This is a genomic window from Pacificitalea manganoxidans, assembly GCF_002504165.1.
Taxonomy (GTDB): domain Bacteria; phylum Pseudomonadota; class Alphaproteobacteria; order Rhodobacterales; family Rhodobacteraceae; genus Pacificitalea; species Pacificitalea manganoxidans.
This window is the reverse complement of record NZ_CP021404.1, coordinates 311,555-332,743: the sequence shown is the minus strand read 5'-3', so window position 1 is coordinate 332,743 and position 21,189 is coordinate 311,555. Positions and strand designations below refer to the sequence as shown.

The 21,189-nt window shown below is 65.3% G+C and carries 23 protein-coding genes; 8 read left to right on the top strand and 15 right to left on the bottom strand.

The features are described from left to right. Positions 1-23: 23 nt before the first annotated feature. Positions 24-779 (top strand): SDR family oxidoreductase, encoded by a 756-nt coding sequence (locus tag CBW24_RS01515; RefSeq protein WP_097372454.1) that lies wholly within the window; start codon positions 24-26, stop codon positions 777-779. A 73-nt stretch (positions 780-852) separates the two neighbouring features. Here CBW24_RS01515 and purU read toward each other — a convergent pair whose 3' ends face one another. Then, a complete protein-coding gene (gene purU, locus CBW24_RS01510; RefSeq protein ID WP_097372453.1) occupies positions 853-1,740 on the bottom strand; it encodes a formyltetrahydrofolate deformylase in 888 nt (295 codons plus the stop codon). 161 nt (positions 1,741-1,901) lie between these two features. Next, positions 1,902-2,726, bottom strand: coding sequence for a 2-dehydro-3-deoxygalactonokinase (locus CBW24_RS01505; protein ID WP_157773001.1), 825 nt, complete (start codon positions 2,724-2,726; stop codon positions 1,902-1,904). 141 nt (positions 2,727-2,867) lie between these two features. On the opposite strand from CBW24_RS01505, the gene recO reads away from it, so the two are divergent. Beyond that, on the top strand, positions 2,868-3,602 hold the full coding sequence (gene recO / locus CBW24_RS01500; protein ID WP_088662924.1) for a DNA repair protein RecO: 735 nt from the start codon (positions 2,868-2,870) through the stop codon (positions 3,600-3,602). Here the strand turns inward: recO and CBW24_RS01495 are convergent. From CBW24_RS01495 to CBW24_RS18255, 7 genes are all read right to left on the bottom strand, one after another. Next, positions 3,587-4,006: an META domain-containing protein gene (locus tag CBW24_RS01495; RefSeq protein ID WP_157772999.1), complete on the bottom strand. Its 420-nt coding sequence runs from the start codon at positions 4,004-4,006 to the stop codon at positions 3,587-3,589. The two genes, recO and CBW24_RS01495, sit on opposite strands and share 16 nt — an antisense overlap. Positions 4,007-4,120: 114 nt before the next feature. Next, on the bottom strand, positions 4,121-5,143 hold the full coding sequence (locus tag CBW24_RS01490) for an NAD-dependent epimerase/dehydratase family protein (RefSeq protein WP_097372450.1): 1,023 nt from the start codon (positions 5,141-5,143) through the stop codon (positions 4,121-4,123). A gap of 30 nt (positions 5,144-5,173) precedes the next feature. Then, positions 5,174-6,187: a tetraacyldisaccharide 4'-kinase gene (gene lpxK, locus CBW24_RS01485; protein WP_097372449.1), complete on the bottom strand. Its 1,014-nt coding sequence runs from the start codon at positions 6,185-6,187 to the stop codon at positions 5,174-5,176. Beyond that, a complete protein-coding gene (locus CBW24_RS01480) occupies positions 6,187-7,521 on the bottom strand; it encodes a 3-deoxy-D-manno-octulosonic acid transferase (RefSeq protein ID WP_097372448.1) in 1,335 nt (444 codons plus the stop codon). The genes lpxK and CBW24_RS01480 overlap by 1 nt, the downstream gene beginning before the upstream one ends. A gap of 4 nt (positions 7,522-7,525) precedes the next feature. Then, positions 7,526-7,795: a DUF4170 domain-containing protein gene (locus CBW24_RS01475; RefSeq protein WP_088662929.1), complete on the bottom strand. Its 270-nt coding sequence runs from the start codon at positions 7,793-7,795 to the stop codon at positions 7,526-7,528. A 95-nt stretch (positions 7,796-7,890) separates the two neighbouring features. Next, positions 7,891-9,114, bottom strand: coding sequence for a urate hydroxylase PuuD (locus CBW24_RS01470; RefSeq protein ID WP_097372447.1), 1,224 nt, complete (start codon positions 9,112-9,114; stop codon positions 7,891-7,893). Continuing rightward, positions 9,107-9,379 carry a hypothetical protein gene (locus tag CBW24_RS18255; protein WP_141100241.1) on the bottom strand — a complete coding sequence of 91 codons (273 nt, stop codon included), beginning with the start codon at positions 9,377-9,379 and terminating at the stop codon, positions 9,107-9,109. Before CBW24_RS18255 ends, CBW24_RS01470 begins: the two co-directional genes overlap by 8 nt. On the opposite strand from CBW24_RS18255, the gene alc reads away from it, so the two are divergent. Next, a complete protein-coding gene (alc, locus tag CBW24_RS01465; RefSeq protein WP_088662931.1) occupies positions 9,360-10,379 on the top strand; it encodes an allantoicase in 1,020 nt (339 codons plus the stop codon). The two genes, CBW24_RS18255 and alc, sit on opposite strands and share 20 nt — an antisense overlap. Positions 10,380-10,388: 9 nt before the next feature. Here the strand turns inward: alc and CBW24_RS01460 are convergent, their stop codons facing one another. Next, the gene (locus tag CBW24_RS01460; RefSeq protein ID WP_097374082.1) at positions 10,389-11,192 is read right to left on the bottom strand and encodes a DUF4198 domain-containing protein; all 804 of its coding nucleotides are present in this window, start codon (positions 11,190-11,192) and stop codon (positions 10,389-10,391) included. 11 nt (positions 11,193-11,203) lie between these two features. Here CBW24_RS01460 and CBW24_RS01455 point away from each other — a divergent pair, with 11 nt between their 5' ends. Beyond that, a complete protein-coding gene (locus tag CBW24_RS01455) occupies positions 11,204-12,355 on the top strand; it encodes a HupE/UreJ family protein (protein WP_232530002.1) in 1,152 nt (383 codons plus the stop codon). A gap of 2 nt (positions 12,356-12,357) precedes the next feature. Here CBW24_RS01455 and CBW24_RS01450 read toward each other — a convergent pair whose 3' ends face one another. Beyond that, entirely contained in the window at positions 12,358-13,632 is a 1,275-nt protein-coding gene (locus CBW24_RS01450; protein ID WP_097372445.1) for a DNA polymerase IV, read from the bottom strand. A 112-nt stretch (positions 13,633-13,744) separates the two neighbouring features. Here CBW24_RS01450 and CBW24_RS01445 point away from each other — a divergent pair, with 112 nt between their 5' ends. Both CBW24_RS01445 and CBW24_RS01440 read left to right on the top strand, forming a co-directional pair. Then, positions 13,745-14,653, top strand: coding sequence for an SPFH domain-containing protein (locus tag CBW24_RS01445; RefSeq protein ID WP_088662934.1), 909 nt, complete (start codon positions 13,745-13,747; stop codon positions 14,651-14,653). Then, entirely contained in the window at positions 14,650-14,937 is a 288-nt protein-coding gene (locus CBW24_RS01440) for an NfeD family protein (protein ID WP_088662935.1), read from the top strand. Before CBW24_RS01445 ends, CBW24_RS01440 begins: the two co-directional genes overlap by 4 nt. Before the next feature lie 4 nt (positions 14,938-14,941). Here CBW24_RS01440 and CBW24_RS01435 read toward each other — a convergent pair whose 3' ends face one another. After that, a complete protein-coding gene (locus CBW24_RS01435; RefSeq protein WP_088662936.1) occupies positions 14,942-15,871 on the bottom strand; it encodes a LysR substrate-binding domain-containing protein in 930 nt (309 codons plus the stop codon). Between the two features lie 113 nt (positions 15,872-15,984). On the opposite strand from CBW24_RS01435, the gene CBW24_RS18250 reads away from it, so the two are divergent. Next, positions 15,985-16,140, top strand: a complete 156-nt coding sequence (locus CBW24_RS18250) for a hypothetical protein (protein WP_157772997.1) — start codon at positions 15,985-15,987, stop codon at positions 16,138-16,140. Positions 16,141-16,225: 85 nt separating this feature from the next. Here CBW24_RS18250 and dapA read toward each other — a convergent pair whose 3' ends face one another. Then, positions 16,226-17,101 carry a 4-hydroxy-tetrahydrodipicolinate synthase gene (gene dapA / locus CBW24_RS01430; RefSeq protein WP_088662937.1) on the bottom strand — a complete coding sequence of 292 codons (876 nt, stop codon included), beginning with the start codon at positions 17,099-17,101 and terminating at the stop codon, positions 16,226-16,228. A gap of 198 nt (positions 17,102-17,299) precedes the next feature. Here dapA and CBW24_RS01425 point away from each other — a divergent pair, with 198 nt between their 5' ends. Beyond that, entirely contained in the window at positions 17,300-19,417 is a 2,118-nt protein-coding gene (locus CBW24_RS01425; RefSeq protein WP_157772995.1) for a lytic transglycosylase domain-containing protein, read from the top strand. An 18-nt stretch (positions 19,418-19,435) separates the two neighbouring features. Here CBW24_RS01425 and CBW24_RS01420 read toward each other — a convergent pair whose 3' ends face one another. Then, on the bottom strand, positions 19,436-20,308 hold the full coding sequence (locus CBW24_RS01420) for a DMT family transporter (protein WP_088662939.1): 873 nt from the start codon (positions 20,306-20,308) through the stop codon (positions 19,436-19,438). Positions 20,309-20,310: 2 nt separating this feature from the next. Next, entirely contained in the window at positions 20,311-21,111 is an 801-nt protein-coding gene (mnmD, locus tag CBW24_RS01415) for a tRNA (5-methylaminomethyl-2-thiouridine)(34)-methyltransferase MnmC2 (RefSeq protein WP_097372443.1), read from the bottom strand. Positions 21,112-21,189: the final 78 nt, after the last annotated feature.

The following is a 21,189-nucleotide window of genomic DNA, read 5'->3' as shown; positions in this document are numbered from 1 at the left end:
TAAGGAAACAAAGGGGAGCCCCCATGACAGACATGACCGGAAAGACCGTTCTCATCACCGGCGCAAGCCGGGGCATTGGCGCCGCTGCCGCGCGGCGTTTCGCGCAGGCAGGCGCCAATGTCGCCCTGCTGGCCCGGACCGAGGAGGCGATCGCCGACCTCGCCGGGGAGATCGGCGACAAAGCACTGGCGATTCCCTGCGACATCTCGCGCTACTGGGAGGTGGATGCCGCGGTGAAGGCCACCGTCGATGCCTTTGGCGGGCTTGACGTAGTGATCAACAATGCAGGCGCGATCGAGCCCATCGCCCATCTGGCCGAGGTCGACCCCGACGCATGGAGCAAGGTGATCGACGTGAACCTGAAGGGTGTGTTTCACGGCATGCGCGCGGCTCTGCCCGTGATGCAGGCGGCAGGCGGCGGCACCATTTTGACGATCAGTTCCGGCGCGGCCCATAGCCCGATCGAAGCGTGGTCGGCCTATTGTGCGTCCAAGGCCGGCGCTGCGATGCTGACACGCGCGACGGATCACGAAACCCGCGCCCAAGGCATCCGCGCCATCGGCCTGTCGCCGGGCACCGTTGCCACCGATATGCAGCGGGAAATCAAATCGAGCGGGATCAATCCGGTCAGCCAGCTTGAATGGACTGATCACATCCCCCCGGAATGGCCAGCGGAGACGCTTTTGTGGCTGTGCGGCCCCGCGGGCGACGACTGGCTGGGGCAGGAGGTGTCGCTGCGCGATGAAAACGTGCGCCGCGCCGTGGGCCTCATCGACTGACGGCTGCTACAGGTGGCCCCGGCGCGGATCGTGCCGGGGATTGCCTTGGGTAGGCTCACGACCTCGGTGTGGATCAGCCCATCCGCTCGGAGGCGTAGCTGCCGGGGCTGGCCGGGAATACCACCGTCTTGCTGCCGTTCAGAAACACGCGGTTGTGGATATGCGCATGCACTGCGCGGGCCAGCACCTGACTTTCGGTATCGCGACCAAGGCTGACGTAATCCTCGGGGCTCTGGGCATGGGTGACACGCACGGTGTCCTGTTCGATGATCGGACCTTCGTCGAGATCGGCGGTGACATAGTGTGAAGTCGCCCCAATCAGCTTCACCCCGCGCTCATAGGCCTGCTTATAAGGGTTCGCACCCTTGAAGCTGGGCAGGAACGAATGGTGGATGTTGATGATCCGCCCCGACATTTTCTGGCACATCTCATCGGACAGCACCTGCATGTAGCGCGCCAGCACGACAAGCTCGGCGCCGCTTTCCTCGATGATCTGCATCTGCCGGGCTTCGGCTTCGGGCTTGGTGTCCCGGGTCACACGCACATGGTGGAACGGGATGTCGTGGTTCACCACCAGCTTCTGGTAATCCATGTGGTTCGAAATCACGCCGACAATATCGATGGGCAGCGCGCCGATCCGCCAGCGATAGAGCAGATCGTTCAGACAATGGCCCAAAGCGCCGACACCATGATTCACGACCTTCTTGCGCTGGGCGGTGTCGTGGAATTCATATGTCATGCCGAACTCCGCCCCAGTCGCGGCAAAGCTCGCATCCAGTTCGTCCAGCGTTGCGCCGGTCTCGGACCGGAAACAGACCCGCATAAAGAAGTTGCCGGTTTCCTGATCGTCGAACTGCGCGCTGTCGGTGATATTGCACCCCTGCTCGGCCAGATAGGTCGAGATCGCCGCGACGATGCCGCGAGTGGAGGCGCATTGCACGGTCAGGTCAAAGGCGCTCATGGCCGGTATCCTCGTTCAGTAAGCATGACCGCGATGGCAGCACCGCGGGTCCGGGCATGGGAAGTGGCAGGTTTTGCGCCGTGGGGCAAGCGTATGGGGTGGCGCGCCGCGCCGTGCCCCACGCTGCAGGCCCCGGAGATGTCACGCCGGTGCAGCGCCGGTCACAAGCCCTGAGACACCGCACACCGCGCGCCGCGCACGCGGCAGGTATCGAGATCGGCGCGCAGCACCGGCAGACCCTGCGCCTCCAGCACCAGCGCATAGGCGCGTGCCGGACCGGCATCCCCCACGACAGCGACGTTCTGGCCCAGCCAGTAGGCGCGACTTGCGGCCATTTCCGCCCCGACGAGCGCCCCCGCGATGCGGTCCTGCATCGCCGCGTCGTCCAGCTGGCCCAGCGCGCGCGCGGCGCCTGCCTCTGCCAGTCGTGCCGCAAGCCGTTCGGGCCGGTCGAGCGTATCGGCCGCGGCTTCCGCGAACCGGGGCGCATTGTCGATACTCAGCCCGGCACCGCCCGCCGCTCGCGCCAATGCGCCACTGCGGAAGCCCGACAGGCTCACAACCTCATCAGCCGAAATCAGCGCCCACAGGGTCGCCTCCGCTCCGGGCAGGCACAGAACGCCGTCGAATTTCGGGTTAAGGTCCAGAAACCCCGCCACGCGGAATTCCAATCCACCGCTGAGCGCGGGCGGGCTCGATTGGCTCAGCATCGGCTGGGCAACCAACCGAATATCGCTTGTCGTGCCGGGCAGGGTGGGTGCCTCCCACGGGGCCGGGGCGGCAAGCGGCGCGCAAGGCACCGTCACCCGCGCCCCACCGGCCCCCGCCACCAGCACGGGCGCAGCGCTTGCGCCCTGCGCGTCAATAAGCGCGGGCAGGTCATTCAGATCTGCGCCATGAGCCTGCCAGAGCGGGGCGGCACCCGTGCCAAACCCTGCAGCCCAAAGGCCCCCTGCCGTTAGTTCGGCTGCGATCGCATGGGTCATCGGTCCCTCCATCCAGTGTCGCCGCCTCACATACCGCAGGCCGATCCGCTTGCCACCCCCCGCCCCCGCACAGGATTGCGCCCGGCGCGCGCTATGGGTTGGCCCTTGCGCTCAGCCCCGGCACACGCCCATCTATCCCGCATGGAATGGCGTGAAGAAGGTGCGCTTCTGGCTGTGCGCAAGCACGGCGAAAGCGCCGCGATCATCGATGTGTTCACCGCAAGCCACGGTCGCCATTCCGGCGTCGTGCGCGGCGGTGCGGGCCGCCGTATCGCGCCATTGCTTCAACCCGGCGCGCAACTGGACCTGACATGGCGCGCCCGGCTCGATGCACACCTAGGGCATTTCACGGTGGAGCCGATGCAGGCCCGTGCTGCCGCTTTGCTGGGCGACCGCACCGCACTCGCGGGCCTGACAGCCGTAACCGCGTTGCTGACATTTGCCCTGCCGGAGCGTGCCGCCTATCCCGTCCTCTATCGTCAGACCCAGTTCCTGTTGGATCTGGTCGGTCAGTCGCCACATTGGCCACTGGCCTATCTGCGCTGGGAACTGGCGCTGCTAGATCAGATGGGGTTTGGGCTGGACCTGTCTGCCTGCGCGGTGACAGGGGCAGACGCCGGGCTGACCTATGTCTCGCCGCGCACGGGGCGTGCCGTCAGCCGCACGGGTGCAGGCGAATGGGCCGACCGGCTGCTGCCGCTTGCGCCCTGCCTGACCGGCGACGCGCCCGAAAGCGACGGCGAGGTCATGCAGGGGCTAGAGGTCACCGGGTTCTTTCTCGACAACCATCTGCGCCCGTCTCTGGGCGAACGGCCACTGCCTCCGGCCCGCGCGCGGCTGATGCAGGCACTGCTGCGCGCTCAGCGTGCCCGGTAACGCAGCGATTCCCCCGCGCCTGTCAGTGTCATCGACGCGCCGTTCAACTCCACCGCGCTCATATGCTCCAATATCGAAAAATAACGCTGCTCCGCTTCCAATGCCGGGCAGACCATCCGCGTGGCGGTGATCCCGGCAAGGGAGAACCACGGAAACGGCGCCACGATCTGTGCGGAATAGCTGTTGCACGGACCTTGCCCGGATATGCGGTTCGGGACGGGAAAGGTCAGCGTCACGCCATCCGGTGCCGGAGCTCCGTCAATGGCGACCAGCACCCATTCGCTTTGATTTCCGGCGAATTCGCTTAGCGTCTTTTCGGCCTGCACGGAGATCGCCGATCCCGCCAGCACCATGATGGCCGCAGCCGCCAAACGGCATCTGCCCACCCCGAATACTCGTCTCAAACACACCCCTCCTGTGGGAGCAAACTCATACATGCACACGCGGCCCACAGCAGGGACGGCGCTGCCACCGGCCCCCTGTCCGCAGGAAGCACGATAGCAGCGACGCAGGGACGCTCAAACCTTATTCGCGGCGGTGAGCCACTGCGCCGATTTCAACAGCGCTTGTCGCGCTGGGGTGAAGTCGATGCCAAGGATTTCGGCAGCTTTCGAGGACGACACCCGAGGCTGATACCCCAGTTGGCCGCGCAGTTGCCGCACTGCCGGATCGAACAGCCCCATCACCTTCAGCAGCCAGTTCGGCGCGGTGCGGGTGGGGATGCGGCGGTCGGGATAGGCCTCGGCCAGCCACGCGCCGATCTGCGGCATGGGCACGGTGCCCGCTTCGGCTGCGATGAAACGCTCCCCTATGGCCGCGTCCCGTTCCGCCGCGCGCAGATGCATCGCGGCAACATCGGCCACGTCCACCACCGGAAACGCGATATTGGGCAGCATTGGGTCACGCCCCCGCAGCACCCGCTCCACCACTTCCAGCGAACTGCCGTAATGGCTGTCCAGCGGCTCCCCCGCCACCAGACCGGGGTTGATGGTGGAAAGTTGCATCTCAGGGTGTTCGGCGACAAAGTCCCACGCCGCGCGCTCCGCCAGCGTTTTGGACTTGGCATAGGCCCCGACCATCGGGCTGTCGGGGTCCGTCCAGTCGGCTTCGGTCAGCGGGCGGTCGGCATGGGGGGACGCGGGGTAGATCACCGCCACGACGGAGGAGGTCAGAACCACCCGGTGCACGCCCGCCGCCTGCGCTGCGCGCAATGCCCGCAATGCGCCTTCGCGCGCCGGGCGGATCAGGGCGTCGGGGTCTTTCGGCTCCGACAGCGGGAAGGGCGACGCCGTGTGGATCAACGCATCGACCCCGGCCAGCGCCTCGGCCCAGCCTTCGTCGCGCAGCAGATCGAGCGTGACGAAGCTCAAGCGATCCAGCGCCGCGGCATCGGCCAAGTGCGGGCGCAGCGCGGCGCGAACCTCCTCCACCCGGTCCGGGCTGCGCAGGGAGCCGCGCACGGCATAGCCCGCTTCGAGGAATTTAAGCGCGACGCGCTTGGCGATAAATCCGGTCACGCCGGTCAGCAAAACTGTTTTCATTCTGGTGATCTGGGCCGCCGCGCGCGCCGTTCAAGCCCGAGACGCGGGATGCAGACCGATCCGCGCCAGCGCGGCCTCCAGCGGTGCGGGATCGTCAAAGATCAGCCGCACTGGCAGGGTCAGCACCTTCTGCCGGAAACTTGGCGGCAGGCGGACCGCGTCCTTTTCGGTGGTGACCAGTTGCGCCCCGATCAGCCGCGCCTCGTTTTCAAGCCGCGTCATGAGCGGTTCGGATAATGGCTGGTGATCGTCGAGCGCCTCGGCCCGGCGCAGATCGGCCCCAAGATCCCGCAGCGTAGCAAAGAACTTCTCCGGATGACCGATCCCGGCAAAGGCCAGCGTGGCCAGTCCCGCCCAATCCATCCCAGTCTGAAGAGGCAACAACGCGCCGCGCAGATGCGGCACGGTGACCTGCGCGCCCCACTGCTGCGCGAACTCGTTCTGCGCGACAGCCGGGCCGATCAACAGGCACAGATCGGCGCGCGCCATTCCCGCAGCGACCGGCTCTCGCAGCGGCCCCGCCGGAATGCAGCGTCCGTTGCCGAACCCCATCCGCGCATCGACGACCACAAGCGACAGATCCTTGATGACAGAAGGATTTTGGAACCCGTCATCCAGCACCACCACCTGCGCGCCCGCGGCCTCGGCCGCGCGCACCCCGGCGGCGCGGTCCCGCGCGACCCATGTGGGCGTAAAGGCAGCGATCAACAGCGGCTCGTCACCTGTCTGTGCCGCGCGCATGGTGCGGGGATCGACCCGCACCGGCCCCTCCAGCGATCCGCCATGACCCCGGCTGACAACATGCACAGCGTCGTGTCCCAGCCAATCGTTAAGCAGCTGCACCAGCGCGATCACCGTAGGCGTCTTGCCGGTGCCGCCCGCGTTGATATTGCCCACGCAAATGACCGGGATACCTGCGCGATGGCCGAGCCGGGTCAGCCGCCGGGCGGTGCCGCGGGCGTAGAGGGCGCCCAGCGGCTGCAACAGGCGTGCGGCCAAGCCGGGCTTGTGGGGCGGAGTGTGCCAGAAATCAGGCGCGCGCATCAGATCGCCACCCCGTCCAGCGCATCGCAGATCAATTCCGCCAAACGGTCCGTCGTTTCCGCCCCGTCGGATGCCAGTGCCCACGCGTTATGCGCCAGCGCGGCGGCCTTGTCCGGGGCCAGCAGATCCGACACCGCATTGGCCAATGCATCGGGATGGCCGATCCGGCGCGCGGCCCCTTCGGCAACAAAGCGATGCAGCACCGCCCCCCAACGCCCGCCCGAACGCGGGCCCGCCACCACTGCGGAGCCCAGCGCGGCAGGGAGGTTCACGTCAAACGCAGGACCGGGGCCCCGCAGGGTGCCGCCCAGCAGGGTGACGGGCGCAAGGCGGAACCACAGGCCTTCCTCCGCGAAGCCTTCCTCGGCGAAGCCCTCGGCGGCAAAGCCCCGCTCGGCAAAGCTTTCGCGGCCACTTGCGTCATCGTCGCAGGCACGGTCCGCGATATAGATCGAGGTTTCTTCACCCGGCAAATCGCCGTCCGAGCGCAGCGCCACCCGGCAGCCGCCCTTGCGCAGGGTCTGCGCCAACGCGGGACCACAATTGGGATCGGCGGGTTGTAAGATCAGCAGCAAACGATGCGCCATACGCGCCGCGCCGACATGGGCATTGACCACGCGGTCCAGTTCCGCCGGCGGCACGCGGGCCGCAAACCAGACCGGGCGCGCTTTCAACAGGGCGGCGAACTGGGCACGCTCGTCTTCGTCGCAGGGCAATGCGATCGCGGCTTCGCGCAGCACGCCCGCCACCTCCAGCCGGGGCGCCGCCACGCCCAGACGGGCCAATGCCGCGCCCGCAGCGCCGTCGCGCGCCAGAACCCGGTGAAACCGCTGTAGCATCTGTCGGTCGCGGCGACCGGCCCGCCCGCCCCGTGCCGATTGGCCGGTCGCGTTGGCAAGGATCAAGGGCGTTCCGCGCCGCGCCGTCGCGTCGAGCAAATGGGGCCGATCTGGCGCGCCGCTCCAGATCGCGGCATCAGGCCGCCAGCGGTCAAGGAAGGTCGCGGCATCCTGCGGCGTGTCCGGCGGTGGCAAAACCGCGCTTAGCCGTGGCTCATCCCGCGGCACGGTGCCCGCCTGTCCGGTCAGCAACACATGCGGGCGCGGGCCATCCTCGGCCACCCGCCGGATCAGGACCGACAGCGCGCGCATGTCGAGCTTGGTGTTGCAGGCATGCAGCCACAGCAGCGGCCCTTCGGGGCGCATGGCCTCGACCGGCGTTTCCGGCACCCGAGACGCAGGCGCGCCACCGCCCAAGCGTTGAAACAGCTGCCCCAGCGCACCGCGTGGCGCGTCCGGCGCGGAGCCGCCTGCTGACCCGGCCGTCTGCGTCACTGGACTAGCCAGCCGTGCCGTCGGCAGGGGTGTCGGGCGACGTCACTGCAGCATCTTCGCGCAGGCGGTGCAGGTCGGCGATGTAATACCGCATATGCGCATTATCGACGGTGCGCTGGGCCTCGCCCTTCCACGCCGCATAGGCGGTATCGTAATCGGGGAAAATGCCCACGATGTGGAGGTCATCGACATCGCGGAACACATTGCGCGTCGGGTCGACCAACTCTCCGCCGAATACGAGGTGAAGACGCTGCGGGGATTTGCTTTCGGCCATGAGGAGGCTCCGTTGATGGTGACCTTTGCCCGGAACCTAGTGGATCACCCCCCGGCTCTCAAGCGGTGGCTGGGACTGCGCAGGGTTGGCCCGCGCTACTTGGTCGCGGCCTGATACCATGCCATGATCGCCGCGCGCTCGTCCGGCTCGATAAAGCTGAGGTTCGAGGGCGGCATCGCGTGCCCCACACCGGCCTGAAGGTAGATCGCCCGCGCATGTCCCGCGATGTCGGCGGTGGTCTCCAGATGCACGCCTTTCGGGGCCCAATGCAGACCGGGCCAGTCAGGCTCCTGCGCGTGACACATCGAACACCGGCCCATCACGATGCTCTCGACCTCCTCGAACCCATCCGCCGCGGCAAAGCGCTGCGCGGCGGCGGTCATGGCCTGATCTTCGCCATCGGGGCGGAACATCGGCGCGGTGGACAGCCACATGATGACGAGGAAAATCACCACCGTCACCGCCCATGTCCAATGCGGATTGCCGCGCCCGGCATGGTGCGAATTGAACCAATGCCGGATCGAAACGCCCAGCAGGAACACCAGCGATGCGATGATCCAGTTCGCTTCGGATGCAAAGGCGAGCGGGTAGTGATTGGACAGCATCAGGAAAATGACGGGCAGGGTCAGGTAGTTGTTATGGGTGGACCGCTGCTTGGCGATCTTGCCGTATTTCGGATCAGGGCTGCGGCCCGCAATCAGATCGGCAACGACGATCTTCTGATTGGGGATGATGACCAGAAACACGTTGGCAGACATGATCGTCGCGGTGAACGCGCCCAGATGCAGCAGTGCCGCGCGGCCCGTAAAGATCTGCGTATAGCCCCACGCCATACCCACAAGGATGACGTAAAGCACGACCATCAGCCCGGTCGAGCTGTTGCCCAGCCGCGAATTGCAGATCGCGTTATAAGCCAGCCAGCCAAAACCCAGCGACCCCGCCGAGATCAGCACCGCCTGCCACACCGCAAGGTCGGCGACGTTCGGGTCGATCAGGTAGAACTCCGCACCGAGGTAATAGACCAGCACCAGCAGCGTGAAGCCTGACGCCCATGTCGCGTAGCTTTCCCATTTGAACCAGATCAGATCGGCGGGCATGCGATCGGGGGCCACCAGATATTTCTGGATGAAGTAGAACCCGCCGCCATGCACCTGCCACTGCTCGCCGCCGACGCCCTTGTCCGCATCGGGCGACGCCCGCAGCCCAAGGTCGAGCGCGATGAAGTAGAAAGAAGAGCCGATCCATGCGATCGCGGTGATCACATGGAGCCAGCGGACGGCGAATTCGGCCCAGGCGCCGATAACCGCAAGATCATACATGCAGGAAGCTTTCGTCAAAGGCAGGTTGCCTGCGAGTTTCCAGAATGATCGCAGGAAAACAATAGCCGCCCGCGGGGCAGCTTTTATCAGCATGCTGCGGTTGCGCCTGTGCCACGCGGTTTGCCCTCGCTTGCAGCAGACGCGCCTTGGTCCTATGCACATTGGCAAGTGGCTTTTCTGGCCCTTCCGGCGCACCCGCCTTCTGCGTGGCCCCGCCGCCCTCCTGATCACGACCAAGGTTTCGCATGACCACGATAGAGAACATCCGCGCCGACATTCCGCTCTTTGCCCGCACGGGCATCAATCTGGCCTCTGCCGGACTGGGCGCACAGGCGGTTTCAGCCAGCAACGAATTCTTTGCGCCGCTGGAGCGGATGCTTCAGGACAACGCGCCGGTGTTCATCCCCGATAAATTTGACGACAACGGCAAATGGATGGATGGCTGGGAAACCCAGCGCCGCCGCGATGGCGGCCACGACCACGCGGTCATCAAACTGGCCGCGCCGGGCCGGATCCTTGGCTTTAACCTCGACACATCGCATTTCACCGGGAACTACGCCCCCGCCTGCAAGATCGAAGCGGCCCATGAACTGGGCGCCACGGAAGAAGACACCAATTGGGTGCAGATCTTGCCGCACAAGGCGCTCAGCGCTTCGGCGGAGCATTATTTCAGCTGCGACAGTTTCGAAAGCTGGCAGTATCTGCGCCTGCACATCTACCCAGATGGCGGCATTGCGCGGCTGCGGGTCTATGGCGTGCCGGAACTCGACGACAGCTCGGACGGCGAAATCGACCTTGTCGCCGCGCTGAACGGCGGGCGCATCTTGGCGTTTTCGGATGCGCATTACGGCGACTATATGCGCCTGCTCGCGCCCGGACGCGGCATCAACATGGGCGATGGTTGGGAAACCCGCCGCCGCCGGGAGCCGGGCTATGACTGGATGGTGCTGGCCCTCGGCGCGCGCGGCGTGATCGAGAAAGCGCTGGTCGACACCTGCCATTTCAAGGGCAATTACCCGGACCGCTGTTCGATCCAAGTCGCCGATATGCGTAATTTCGGAGACGGGCTTACCGACGCGCTGGTGACGGATTCGATGTTCTGGAAAACGCTGCTGCCGGAAACCCGCCTGCAGGCCGATCACGAACACCTGTTCACCGAGCTGGCGGATTTCGGTCCGGCGACGCATGTGCGGTTCAACATGTTCCCCGATGGCGGCGTCAGCCGTCTGCGCCTGTTCGGACGGCCCGTCGGCCGCCCGGATTGACGTCGCGCCCTAGTCAGGCACCGCAAAGGTCAGGTTCGCCCAGATCGAGCGCCAGACCGGCCCGGCCTGTGGATCATCATTGTCGGTGGCGGACATCGCCACCGAATCCACCATGTATTCATGCCCCGGCTCGACCGGAAACACCGCCTGCCCCTGCGCATCGGTGCGGTAATAGTGGATGTCGATTAGATCATTCGGCGCACGATCAAACACCTCGACCTGCGTATCGACGCGCGGCGCGCCATCCAGCAGCACCTCCACCGTCATGCCTTCCGACAGATCGTCGGTATAGGGGTTGGTGCGCGCGACAATTTCGATCTTTAGCCCCGTAGGCGAGTCCTGCCCGGCACCGTCGCCCACCGCGATCAGCGATTTGGCGTAGCGGCGGTAGACTTCCTTCACCGGGTCTTCGGGCAGGCCGCGATCATAGTGCACCTGTGGGAAGCCCGTCAGATCCTTGTGGGTGAAGAACCGGGTGAACGTCTCCCAATCATCGTAGGTCAGGTCACTATCGGCGGTTTCGTGCACCACCACGACCAGCCCGTCCTCGGCTACATCCACGTTAAGCGCGGGCCTGTCGCCGATCCGGGGCTCCACCGGCGTCACGGTTCCGTCCTGCACCAGTTCGAAGCGGGATGTGCGTTTGGGCAGATAGGCATAGCCCGCGCCAGAGAATTCCGAGCCGACGCGCAATTCGGCTTTGATCCGGGTTCCCGGGTCGACCGTATAGTCTTCCGGCGATATCCAGAACTCATGCGCCCATGCCGGGCCGGAAATCGCGCAGATCAGCGCCGCGCTCAATAATTGCCTCATCGGAGTATCCCTTGTCCCTGTTCCTGTCCAAGCTGCGGCTGCCCGTCCTACTGTCAACGATCCTCGCGCCTTTGTGGCTGGCACTTGCCGGGGCCGCCACCGCCCATGAGCTGCGCCCCGCCGTGTCGGATATCGAGGTTTCTGCCGAGAGTCTGACAATGACCGTCACCCTGTCGGGTGAGGCCGTGGTGACCGGCATCGACCAGAGCGCACTGGACGATACGAATGAAAGCCCGCTGTCGGATGACTATGACGCGCTGCGCGCACTGCCGCCCGAACAATTGGCCGAGCGCTTTACCGCCGCATGGCCCGAGATCGCTGCCGGGCTTGATCTGCGCTCCGGGCCGGAACGGCTGAGCCCGGACTTGCAGTCGGTCGAGGTGGTGGACGAGCCGGACCCCGCCCTGCCCCGCGACAGCCGCGTGACCTTTACCGCGACACTGCCGCAGGGCGACGCTCCGGTCACGGTCGGCTGGCAGGACAGCTATGGACCGCTGGTGATCCGACAGGTCGGCGCGGGGGAGGACGCCTATACCGCCTATCTCAACCCCGGTGATCGGTCCGAGCCGCTGCCCCGCGGCGAGGTCGTCAACGAAAGCCATGTGTCGACCTTCCTGCGCTACATCGTCATCGGGTTCGAACACATCATTCCGATGGGGCTCGACCATATCCTGTTCGTGCTGGGACTGTTTTTCTTTTCTCTGCATCTACGGCCGCTTCTGTTGCAGGTCACAGCGTTCACTCTGGCCCATACCGCGACGCTTGCTTTGGCGAGCCTCGGACTCGTCACCATCCCCGCGACGATTGTCGAGCCGCTGATCGCGCTGTCGATCACCTATGTCGCCATCGAAAACATCCTACGTCCCAAACTTGGCTGGTGGCGCTACGCGGTGGTGTTTGGCTTCGGGCTGCTGCACGGGCTGGGGTTTGCCTACATGCTGGGCGATCTGGGCCTGTCACCCGCGCGGTTCGTGACCGGGCTCATCGGCTTTAACGTAGGGGTCGAGTTCGGCCAGTTGACCGTGATCTTGGCGGCGCTGGTGCTGGTCGGCTGGGCCGGGCGAAAGGTCTGGTATCGCCGGGTCATTGCGGTGCCGGCGTCCATCTTTATCGCATTGGTCGGGGCCTACTGGTTCCTTGAGCGCACGGTTCTGGCCATCTGAGCCTAGCGCAGCGACCGGCCCTTGGTGATCGCATCCTGCCCAAACCGGGCGCGGATGCGGTCACGCGCCACTTCGGCCGCACTGCGGCGGGCGGCGTCAGGGTCCAGAAAATCCCCTGACAGATCGCCACGGGCGGCAGGCATTAGATCGGATATGCCCACGCCCAGCAGCCGAAATGGCCCCGCATCACCGGCCTGATCGTAGAGTTCACGCGCCTTGCGATAGATTACCTCGGCCATCTGGCTAGCATCGCGCAAGGTGCCGCGCCGGGTCAAAAGCCGATGGTTATGGCGTTTCAGCTTCAGCACCACGACGCGCCCCGCCAGATCCTTGGCCTTGGCCCGGTCCGAAACCTTCTCCGCCAATCGCCAGATATGACCGTCGAGCACATCGGCGTCGGCAGTATCTTCGTTGAAGGTCGTCTCGTTCGAGATCGACTTCACGCTGGCGTTGCGGGTCACCCGGCGATTGTCCTGCCCGCGTGCCAGATGCCACAGCCGGTCCCCATGTGCGCCGAAACGCTCAGACAGCGCCTTGCGATCCCAGCGGCGCAGATCGGCAAAGCTGCGGATGCCTGCCGCCTCCAGCGCCGTGGCCGCCGCCTGCCCCACCCCCCAGATCAGCCGGACCGACCGCGGGGCGAGGAAGTCCTCCGTTTCCGTCTCGCCAATCACCGAAAAACCGCGCGGCTTGTCGAGATCCGAGGCAAGCTTGGCCAGAAACTTATTGTGGCTGAGCCCGACCGAGCCGCCGATGCCAAGCTCGGTTTCCATCTGCTTCAACAACCGCGCCAACATTACCGCAGGCGGTGCGCCATGCAGCCGCGTGGTGCCTGTGAGGTCCAGAAAGGCCTCGTCCAGCGACAGCGGCTCGATCGCCGGGGTCATATCCTCCATCATCGCGCGGATCTGCCGGGACACCTCGACATAGACTTGCATCCGGGGCTTCACGATGACCGCCTCGGGGCAGAGCCGCGTGGCCTGAAACATCGGCATGGCGGACCGCACGCCCTTGATCCGGGCGATATAGCAGGCCGTCGTGACCACGCCCCGCCGCCCGCCGCCGACAATGACCGGCTTATCGCGCAGCGCCGGATTGTCGCGTTTTTCAACCGAGGCGTAGAACGCGTCACAATCCATATGCGCAATCGACAGGTCGAACAGTTCGGGATGCGCCGTCACACGCGGGCTGCGACAGGCGGGACAGCGCAACAGCCCGGACGCCGCGGCGGGTCCGGTTTCGAACGGGGTCAGGCAATCGCGGCACAGGGCGGGCATAGGCCTACGATACGCCTGCCACAGGTCCAAGGGAATGGGGGCGATGCGCCCTTCCCCAACGCCACCCCTGCGGGCATAGTCAGGCCAGATTTCATCTGACGGATTAAACCCAATGGATATGCAGACCCTTCTGGCCCAAGTGACGGGCAACCAGATCCTCGTGGCGCTTTTGGCGCTGTTCATCGTGATCTGCGTGCTTCTGGGCGTGCGGATCGTGCCCCAATCGGAAAAGTATGTGGTCGAGCGATTTGGCCGCCTGCGCGCCGTGCTGGGACCGGGCATTAACCTAATCGTGCCGTTTCTGGACCGTGTCGCGCATAAGATTTCGATTCTCGAACGGCAATTGCCGAATGCCAATCAAGACGCCATCACCTCCGACAACGTGCTGGTGCAGGTCGAAACCAGCGTGTTCTATCGCATTCTGGAGCCGGAAAAGACGGTCTACCGCATCCGTGACGTCGATCCCGCCATCGCCACCACCGTCGCGGGGATCGTCCGGGCCGAGATCGGAATGATGGAACTGGACGAAGTGCAATCCAACCGCGCGCAACTGATCCTGAAGATCAAGGCTCAGGTCGAAGACGCGGTGGATGACTGGGGCATCGAAGTCACCCGCGCCGAAATCCTCGACGTCAATCTGGACCAAGCCACGCGCGAAGCGATGCTGCAACAATTGAACGCCGAGCGTGCCCGCCGCGCTCATGTAACCGAAGCCGAGGGCAAGCGCCGCGCGGTGGAGTTGTCCGCCGATGCCGAACTCTACGCCGCCGAGCAGGCCGCCAAGGCGCGCCGGGTGCAGGCCGACGCCGAAGCTTACGCCACCTCTGTCGTCGCCGCCGCGATCCGCGACAATGGCATCGAGGCCGCGCAGTATCAGGTCGCGCTGAAACAGGTGGAGGCGCTGAATGCGCTGGGTCACGGCACCGGAAAACAGACCATCGTCGTGCCCGCTCAGGCGCTGGAGGCCTTCGGCGACGCCTTCCGCATGCTGCGCCGGTCGGGCGGCGGAGGTGCCGCGTGATCTGGTCGTGGTGGATTTGGCTGGCCGGGGCCGTGGTGCTGGCAATCGTTGAGATGCTGGTGCCGGGCTATCTGTTCCTCGGCTTTGCGCTTGGGGCGGCGGCGACCGGTCTTGTGCTGCTGGCGGGCGGGCTCTTTGGCGGGTTGGTCGCAGGCACCCTGACCGGGACGCTGCTGTTTTTTGCCGGCGCGTCGCTGGTCGCGTGGGTCGTGCTGCGACGGCTGTTCGCGCCGTCAAGCGGTGGCTCCGTCCGCACGTTCGACCGGGATATCAACGACGACTGAGCCCTCAGCGCGGTGGGGCAGGTGCGGTCACCGCCGCATGCAATGCATCCTCGGCGATTTCGGCAGCGGCGGTTTGCAGCATCCAGCGACTGAATTCCGCCAATCCGGGGGGATTGCGATCCTTTTTGCAGAGCAGGAAATAGCTCAGCCCGCTGTCGTCGCTTTCGACCAGCGGCACCATGCGCCCGGCGCGGATATCATCCGCCACAAACCCGCGCGGCACCACCGAAAGCCCGTAGCCCGCGCGCACCGCGGACAACAGCAGCCCGGTCGTGGGCAGCAGCGTCGCGGCGGTTTCGGGCCCCATTAACCCCAGCGATTCGGCCCATGTGCGCCCCTCGGCAAAGGTGGCATCCAGAAACCAATGCAGCCGCTTTAGCGTCTCGGGCGGCGTGTCCGCGCCCTGTGGCAGCAGCTTTGGCGGGCCGACGATGACCAGATGCGCCACCGGCAGCCGGGTTTCGTGCCAGCCGGGCCACCCCCCGCGCCCCCAACGCACCGCGACATCGACACCCGGTGTGCGCGGCTCCACCAGCGCCGTGCCGGGTTGCAACGACAACTCCACACCGGGATAGGCGGCCCAGAACGCGCCCAGCCGCGGCATTAGCCAATGCTCGGCAAAGGAGGGTGTTAGCGCGACCGCCAGTGGCCGGTCGGCCTGATCCTCGCGCAGGGCTGCGACGGTATCGGCGATCGCTCCGAAACCGTCTGCCAGACCCGCGGCCAGTTGCCGACCCGCATCGGTCAGCACCACGCCGCGTCCGGAGCGACGCACCAGATCCACCGAAAAATCGCCCTCCAGCGCGCGCACATGCTGCGACAGCGCGGCATGGGTGACATTAAGATCCCGCGCAGCCTCAGTGAAACTTTCATGACGGGCGACGGCCTCGAACGCACGAAGCGCCGAAAGTGAGGGTATATTGCGCCAATCCATAACTGCTCCGTAAGCTGAGCTTACAGATTGGCAATCTTCCTGAGTGGGCACAACCCGCCGCGTGGCTTAGGTCTGAAACTGTTCGACACACCTATGCGGAAAGGACCGTTCCCATGCTTCAACTGCTTGCCAACAGCTTCATCGCCGCGGCGCTGTCGCGTCAGACCCGTCGCCCTGCCGGTGGCCACATCACTGCCGAGGATCTGCGCTGGATGCAGAGCCGTCGCCGCGCTGATCGTCGGCGCCATGTGATGGAGCCAGAAGTTTGAACGCATGAAGGCCCGGACGCGATCAGCATCCGGGCCTTCTTCTTATTCCAGAGCCGCCTGAACGTGCGGCGGGCAAAGCCCTAAATCAGTTCATCAGCCCCGCGTGACGCAGCGCCGCATCGATGGCCTTCCGCGTCAGATCCCCCACTGGGGTCAGCGGCAAACGGATTTCCTCGCCACATTTGCCAAGCTGGCTCAGCGCATATTTCGCGCCCGCCACTCCAGGCTCAAGGAAGATCGCTTCGTGCAGCGGCATCAGCCGGTCCTGATAGCTGAGCGCCTTGGCATAGTCGCCCGCGAGCGTCGCTTCCTGAAACTCGGCACATAGCTTCGGCGCGACATTGGCCGTGACCGAAATGCAGCCGCGCCCGCCTTGGGCATTGAACCCCAGTGCCGAAGCATCCTCGCCCGACAGCTGGATGAATTCCGTGCCGCAGGTCATGCGCTGCTTGCTGACGCGGTCGACTTCGCCGGTGGCGTCCTTTACCCCGACGATACGCGGCAGCTGCGCCAGTGCGCCCATCGTCACCGGGTTCATATCCACGACCGAACGGCCGGGGATGTTATAGATAATGATTGGCAGATCGCAGCAATCGTGCAGCGCGGTGAAATGCGCAATCAGGCCTTCCTGCGTGGGCTTGTTGTAATAGGGCGTGACCACCAGCGCCGCGTCGGCGCCAACCTTCTGCGCGAACCGCATGAAGCGGACGCCTTCGACGGTGTTGTTCGACCCAGCGCCGGCAATGACCGGAATGCGCCCCGCCACGGCCTTTACCACCGTTTCAATGATGGTTTCATGTTCATCATGGGTCAGCGTCGGGCTTTCACCGGTCGTGCCCACCGGCACCAGCCCGTGCGACCCTTCGGCGATGTGCCATTCGACCAGATCCTTGAGCGTGTCAAAGTCGACTTCGCCGTTTTTGAACGGCGTGACCAATGCTGGCATCGACCCTTTGAACATCGCCCGTCTCCTTCACTGACCGTGAGTCCGCACCGGACTCGCCTGATTTGTATGTCGGCGGAACCTACCCCCGCCGGTGCGGGTTGCCAAGTTTGTGAATTGCGGGCAAGCGGAAGCTGCCCCATCCTTAAGAAAATCTGGGGTTTCAGCGTAATTTTGACCTTGCTCGTCCGACTTCCTTCCCGTCACGGCGTCGCCGTGGCCCTGTTTACACTGCTTGCGGCCTCGGTCGGGGTGGGGCTGACAGGCGCGTCCTATGCCGTCGCACAGGAAGGTGACCCCGAACCTAACGCCAACCGCACCCCGCCTGCGGCCCGTCCCGCGCCGCTGCACGCCAATGTGGCGAGCAACGCGGATGTCTCGCCCGAAGCGGTAAAGGCGCGCCTCGACGAAATCACCTCTCCCACCCGGATCGCGGCACTGCGCACCACTTTGGCTGCGCTCTCGCAGGGCGATTGGCTGGCTGCCGGTCTGGGGGCCGTGCCGGGCGGGCCCGATTTGGCCACGCTTGTCGAATGGTATCGTCTGCGTAGCGCCGTGGGGGAATTTGCCGATTATCAGGCGTTTCTCACCGATCACGCCGATTGGCCGGGGCTGGCCTATCTGCGATCGCAGGGCGAAGGGTCGATTCGCCCCGAAGCCGACCCGGAACAGGTGATCGCCTATTTCGGGGATGATCTGCCTGACACCGGCCACGGCTTTCTGCGCCTGATCGCAGCCAACCGCGCCCTTGGCCGCGATGGCGAGGCCGAAGTGCTAGCCGTCATGGCGTGGCGCGCGCATGAGCTGACCCCCGACACCGAACAGGAACTGCTGTCGCTCTATGGCGACACGCTGAAAGAACACCACGAGGCCCGTCTGGATTGGCTGTTGTGGCAAGCGGAATGGAGCGCCGCGCAGCGCATGTATCCCAAGGTCTCCGACGGGTGGCAGAAGCTGGCAGCCGCGCGCTCCGCCCTGCGCCGTCAGGCCGCCGGGGTGGACACGCTGATCGAGGCCGTGCCGGAGGATATGCAGGACGATCCCGGTCTGGCGTTCGAGCGATTCAACTGGCGCGCCCGCAAGGGCCGCAACGAAGACGCCACCGCCCTGCTGGCTACATCCTCCGTGTCGCAGGCCGCATTGGGGGAGCCATCGTTCTGGTCGAACTGGCGCCGGATTTACGCACGCATGGAAATGCGCGCCGGAAATTACGAGGGCGCCTATCAGCTGGCCAGCCGCCACTATCTGGCCTCTGGCGGGGATTTTGCCGATCTCGAATGGTTGGCGGGTTATTTGTCGCTTGTTCACTTGGACGATGCCGAACGCGCTTTGGTGCATTTCACCCGCTTTGACGAGGCCGTGGAAACGCCGATCAGCCGCAGCCGCGCAGGTTACTGGCTGGGCCGCGCGCACGAAGCGTTGGGCGATGATGCCGCTGCGAAGGCGGCCTATGCCGAGGGGGCGCAGTATCAAAGCGCGTTCTATGGCCTGCTCGCCGCCGAAAAGCTGGGCCAGCCGCTGGACCCGATCATGGCGGGCGGTGAGGTATTCCCGAACTGGATTCAGACATCTTTTGCCGAAAGCTCGGTCTTCACCATCGGGATGCTGATGGTGGCCGCCGGGGAGGAACATCAATCCGAACGCTTCCTGACGCATCTGGTCGAAGGATTGGACCGGACCGAGGCTGGCGCGCTGGGAACCCTGATTATTTCACAGGAAAAGCCGCATCTGGCGGTGATGGTGGCCAAGCGTGCCGCTGAAGGGGGCATGATTCTGCCCGCCGCCTATTATCCGCTGCATCCGCTGGCGGAGCGCGCCGACCTGCCTGTCGATCCGGCGCTGGCATTGTCCATCGCCCGGCGTGAAAGCGAATTTGACCCTGCGGTGCAGTCACCTGTCGGCGCGCGCGGTTTGATGCAGCTAATGCCCGGCACCGCAAAAGACGTCGCAGGCGAACTTGGGCTGCCCTACAACCTAGCCCGCCTGACCTCGGACCCGGTGTATAACGCGCGGCTGGGCTCGGCTTATCTTGCCGGGCTGATCGAGATTTTCGGGGATACGCCCTCGATGGTGGCCGCCGGGTATAACGCCGGCCCCGGTCGGCCCGTCCGCTGGGCCGAAGAACGCGGCGATCCGCGCGATCCCGATATCGACGTGGTGGACTGGATCGAGATGATTCCGTTCCGCGAAACCCGCAACTACGTCATGCGCGTGTCCGAATCGATCCCGATCTACCGTGCGCGGCTGAACGGCGCGCCCAGCGCCCCGCTGCAATTCACCGCGATGCTGAAAGGTCAGCAAAAACCGACCGAAGAGGCAATGGCCGGGGAATGATCCGAAGGGTCGCGCGGATCAGACCGCAGCCTTCTGGCGGGTCCGCCAGAAGGTGAACAGCCCCGCCGCCACGACAATCCCCGCACCAAGGATCACGTTGCTTTCCAGCGGCTCGCCATAGATCGCGACGCCGTAGAAAGCGCCAAACACCAACTGACAATAGGCCAATGGCTGCACTGCGCTGGCCTCGGCCACGTCATAGCATTTGATCAGCAAGTAATGCCCGGTGGTCGATGTGCAGCACAGCACCCCCATCCACAGCCAATCCTGCCAGATCATCGGCTCCCAGAAGAACACGCCGATCAGGGTCATGGTCGCGGCCCCGGCCACCCCCGTCCAGAAGAACGAGGTCTGCGCCCCGTCATCGCGAGCGACCAGCCGCGTCAGCAGGCCGTAGGCTGCAAAGATCGCCGCTGCCAGAAGCGGCAGAATCGCGGCGGGGGCAAAGACCGATCCTCCGGGCTGCAAGATCACCAGAATACCGATAAAACCGATGCCGATCGCGCTCCATCGCCGCCAGCCGACCTTTTCGCCTAGCACAGGCCCCGAAAGCGCGGTGATGATGAGCGGAACAGCGGCGAAAATCGCGTGGGATTCGACCAGCCCCAGATAGACGAACGCAAAGACCATTATGACTACTTCGATCGCCAGAATCACGCCGCGCACCACCTGCAAGACCGGGCGCCGGGGCCGCAAAACGCGGGCCAATCCGCCCCGGCTGCGCGCCGCCAGTGCGGTCACGAACATCGCGAACGCCCAGTAGCGAATCATGACGATCATGTAGACGTTGTACTCGGTCGCCAGATGACGCGAGATCGCGTCCTGCGACGCGAAAACGAACGTGGTAGCAACCATCAGGATGATGCCAAGCCGGGTATTCTGTTCAGTCATGCTCAGGCCTGCGCGGAGGTATCGGGAGGAGAGACGCGCCCGGCTGCGGAACCACCCGTGCCGCCGGGTTCGTTCACCGGCAGACGACCGATGGTCATGTGGCGTTTAGTGCCGTGGCCGCGCACCCGCTCAACCGCAAAGCCCGCCTCGGCCAATGCGCGCCGCACAGCCCCTGCGGCGGTATAGGTGGCAAAGCTGCCTCCGGGCACGGTATGACGCGCCACTTGGTGCAGCAGGGCAGGCTCCCACAGTTCCGGGTTCTTGGCCGGCGCGAACCCATCGAGGAACCACGCATCCGCCATGCCCCGCCATTCCGGCAAGGTTTGGCGCGCGTCGCCCAAGATCACCTCAGCCTGTAGCAGCGGGGTATCGAGCGTGATGGCGTCCTCACGCCATCCGTCCAACAGGCGCGTGATCTTGTCCCCGAACTGCGGCGTCCACGGCATCAGCGCGCGCGCGGCTTCCTCGGGGCGCATGGGGAAGGCTTCGAACCCGGTATAGCGCAGCGCTGTGCCGTGCCGCTCCGCCAGATCCCACGCCGCCAACAGGTTCAGCCCGGTGCCAAAGCCCAGTTCCGCCACCCGAAACCCAGGGACCAGCCGCGTGGGCAGATCGTTGCCCAGCAAGAAAACATGGCAGGTTTCGGCCAGCCCGTCCTCCAGCGAGTAATACGGATCGTCGAACCGGGCTGAGACCGGCACCGCGCCCAAACCTTCGGCTTCGCGCCAAGTCAGATCAGCGGCATCCACCGGGGCAAGCGCTGCGGGGTGGCCGTGCGGGGGGTGCGGCTGGTCAGGGCTCATCCGATGTCCTAAGCGGAGGGTAATGAGAACGGGGCCGTGTGGACGGCCCCCTTCGCGCATACACACAGAGCCGCGGCG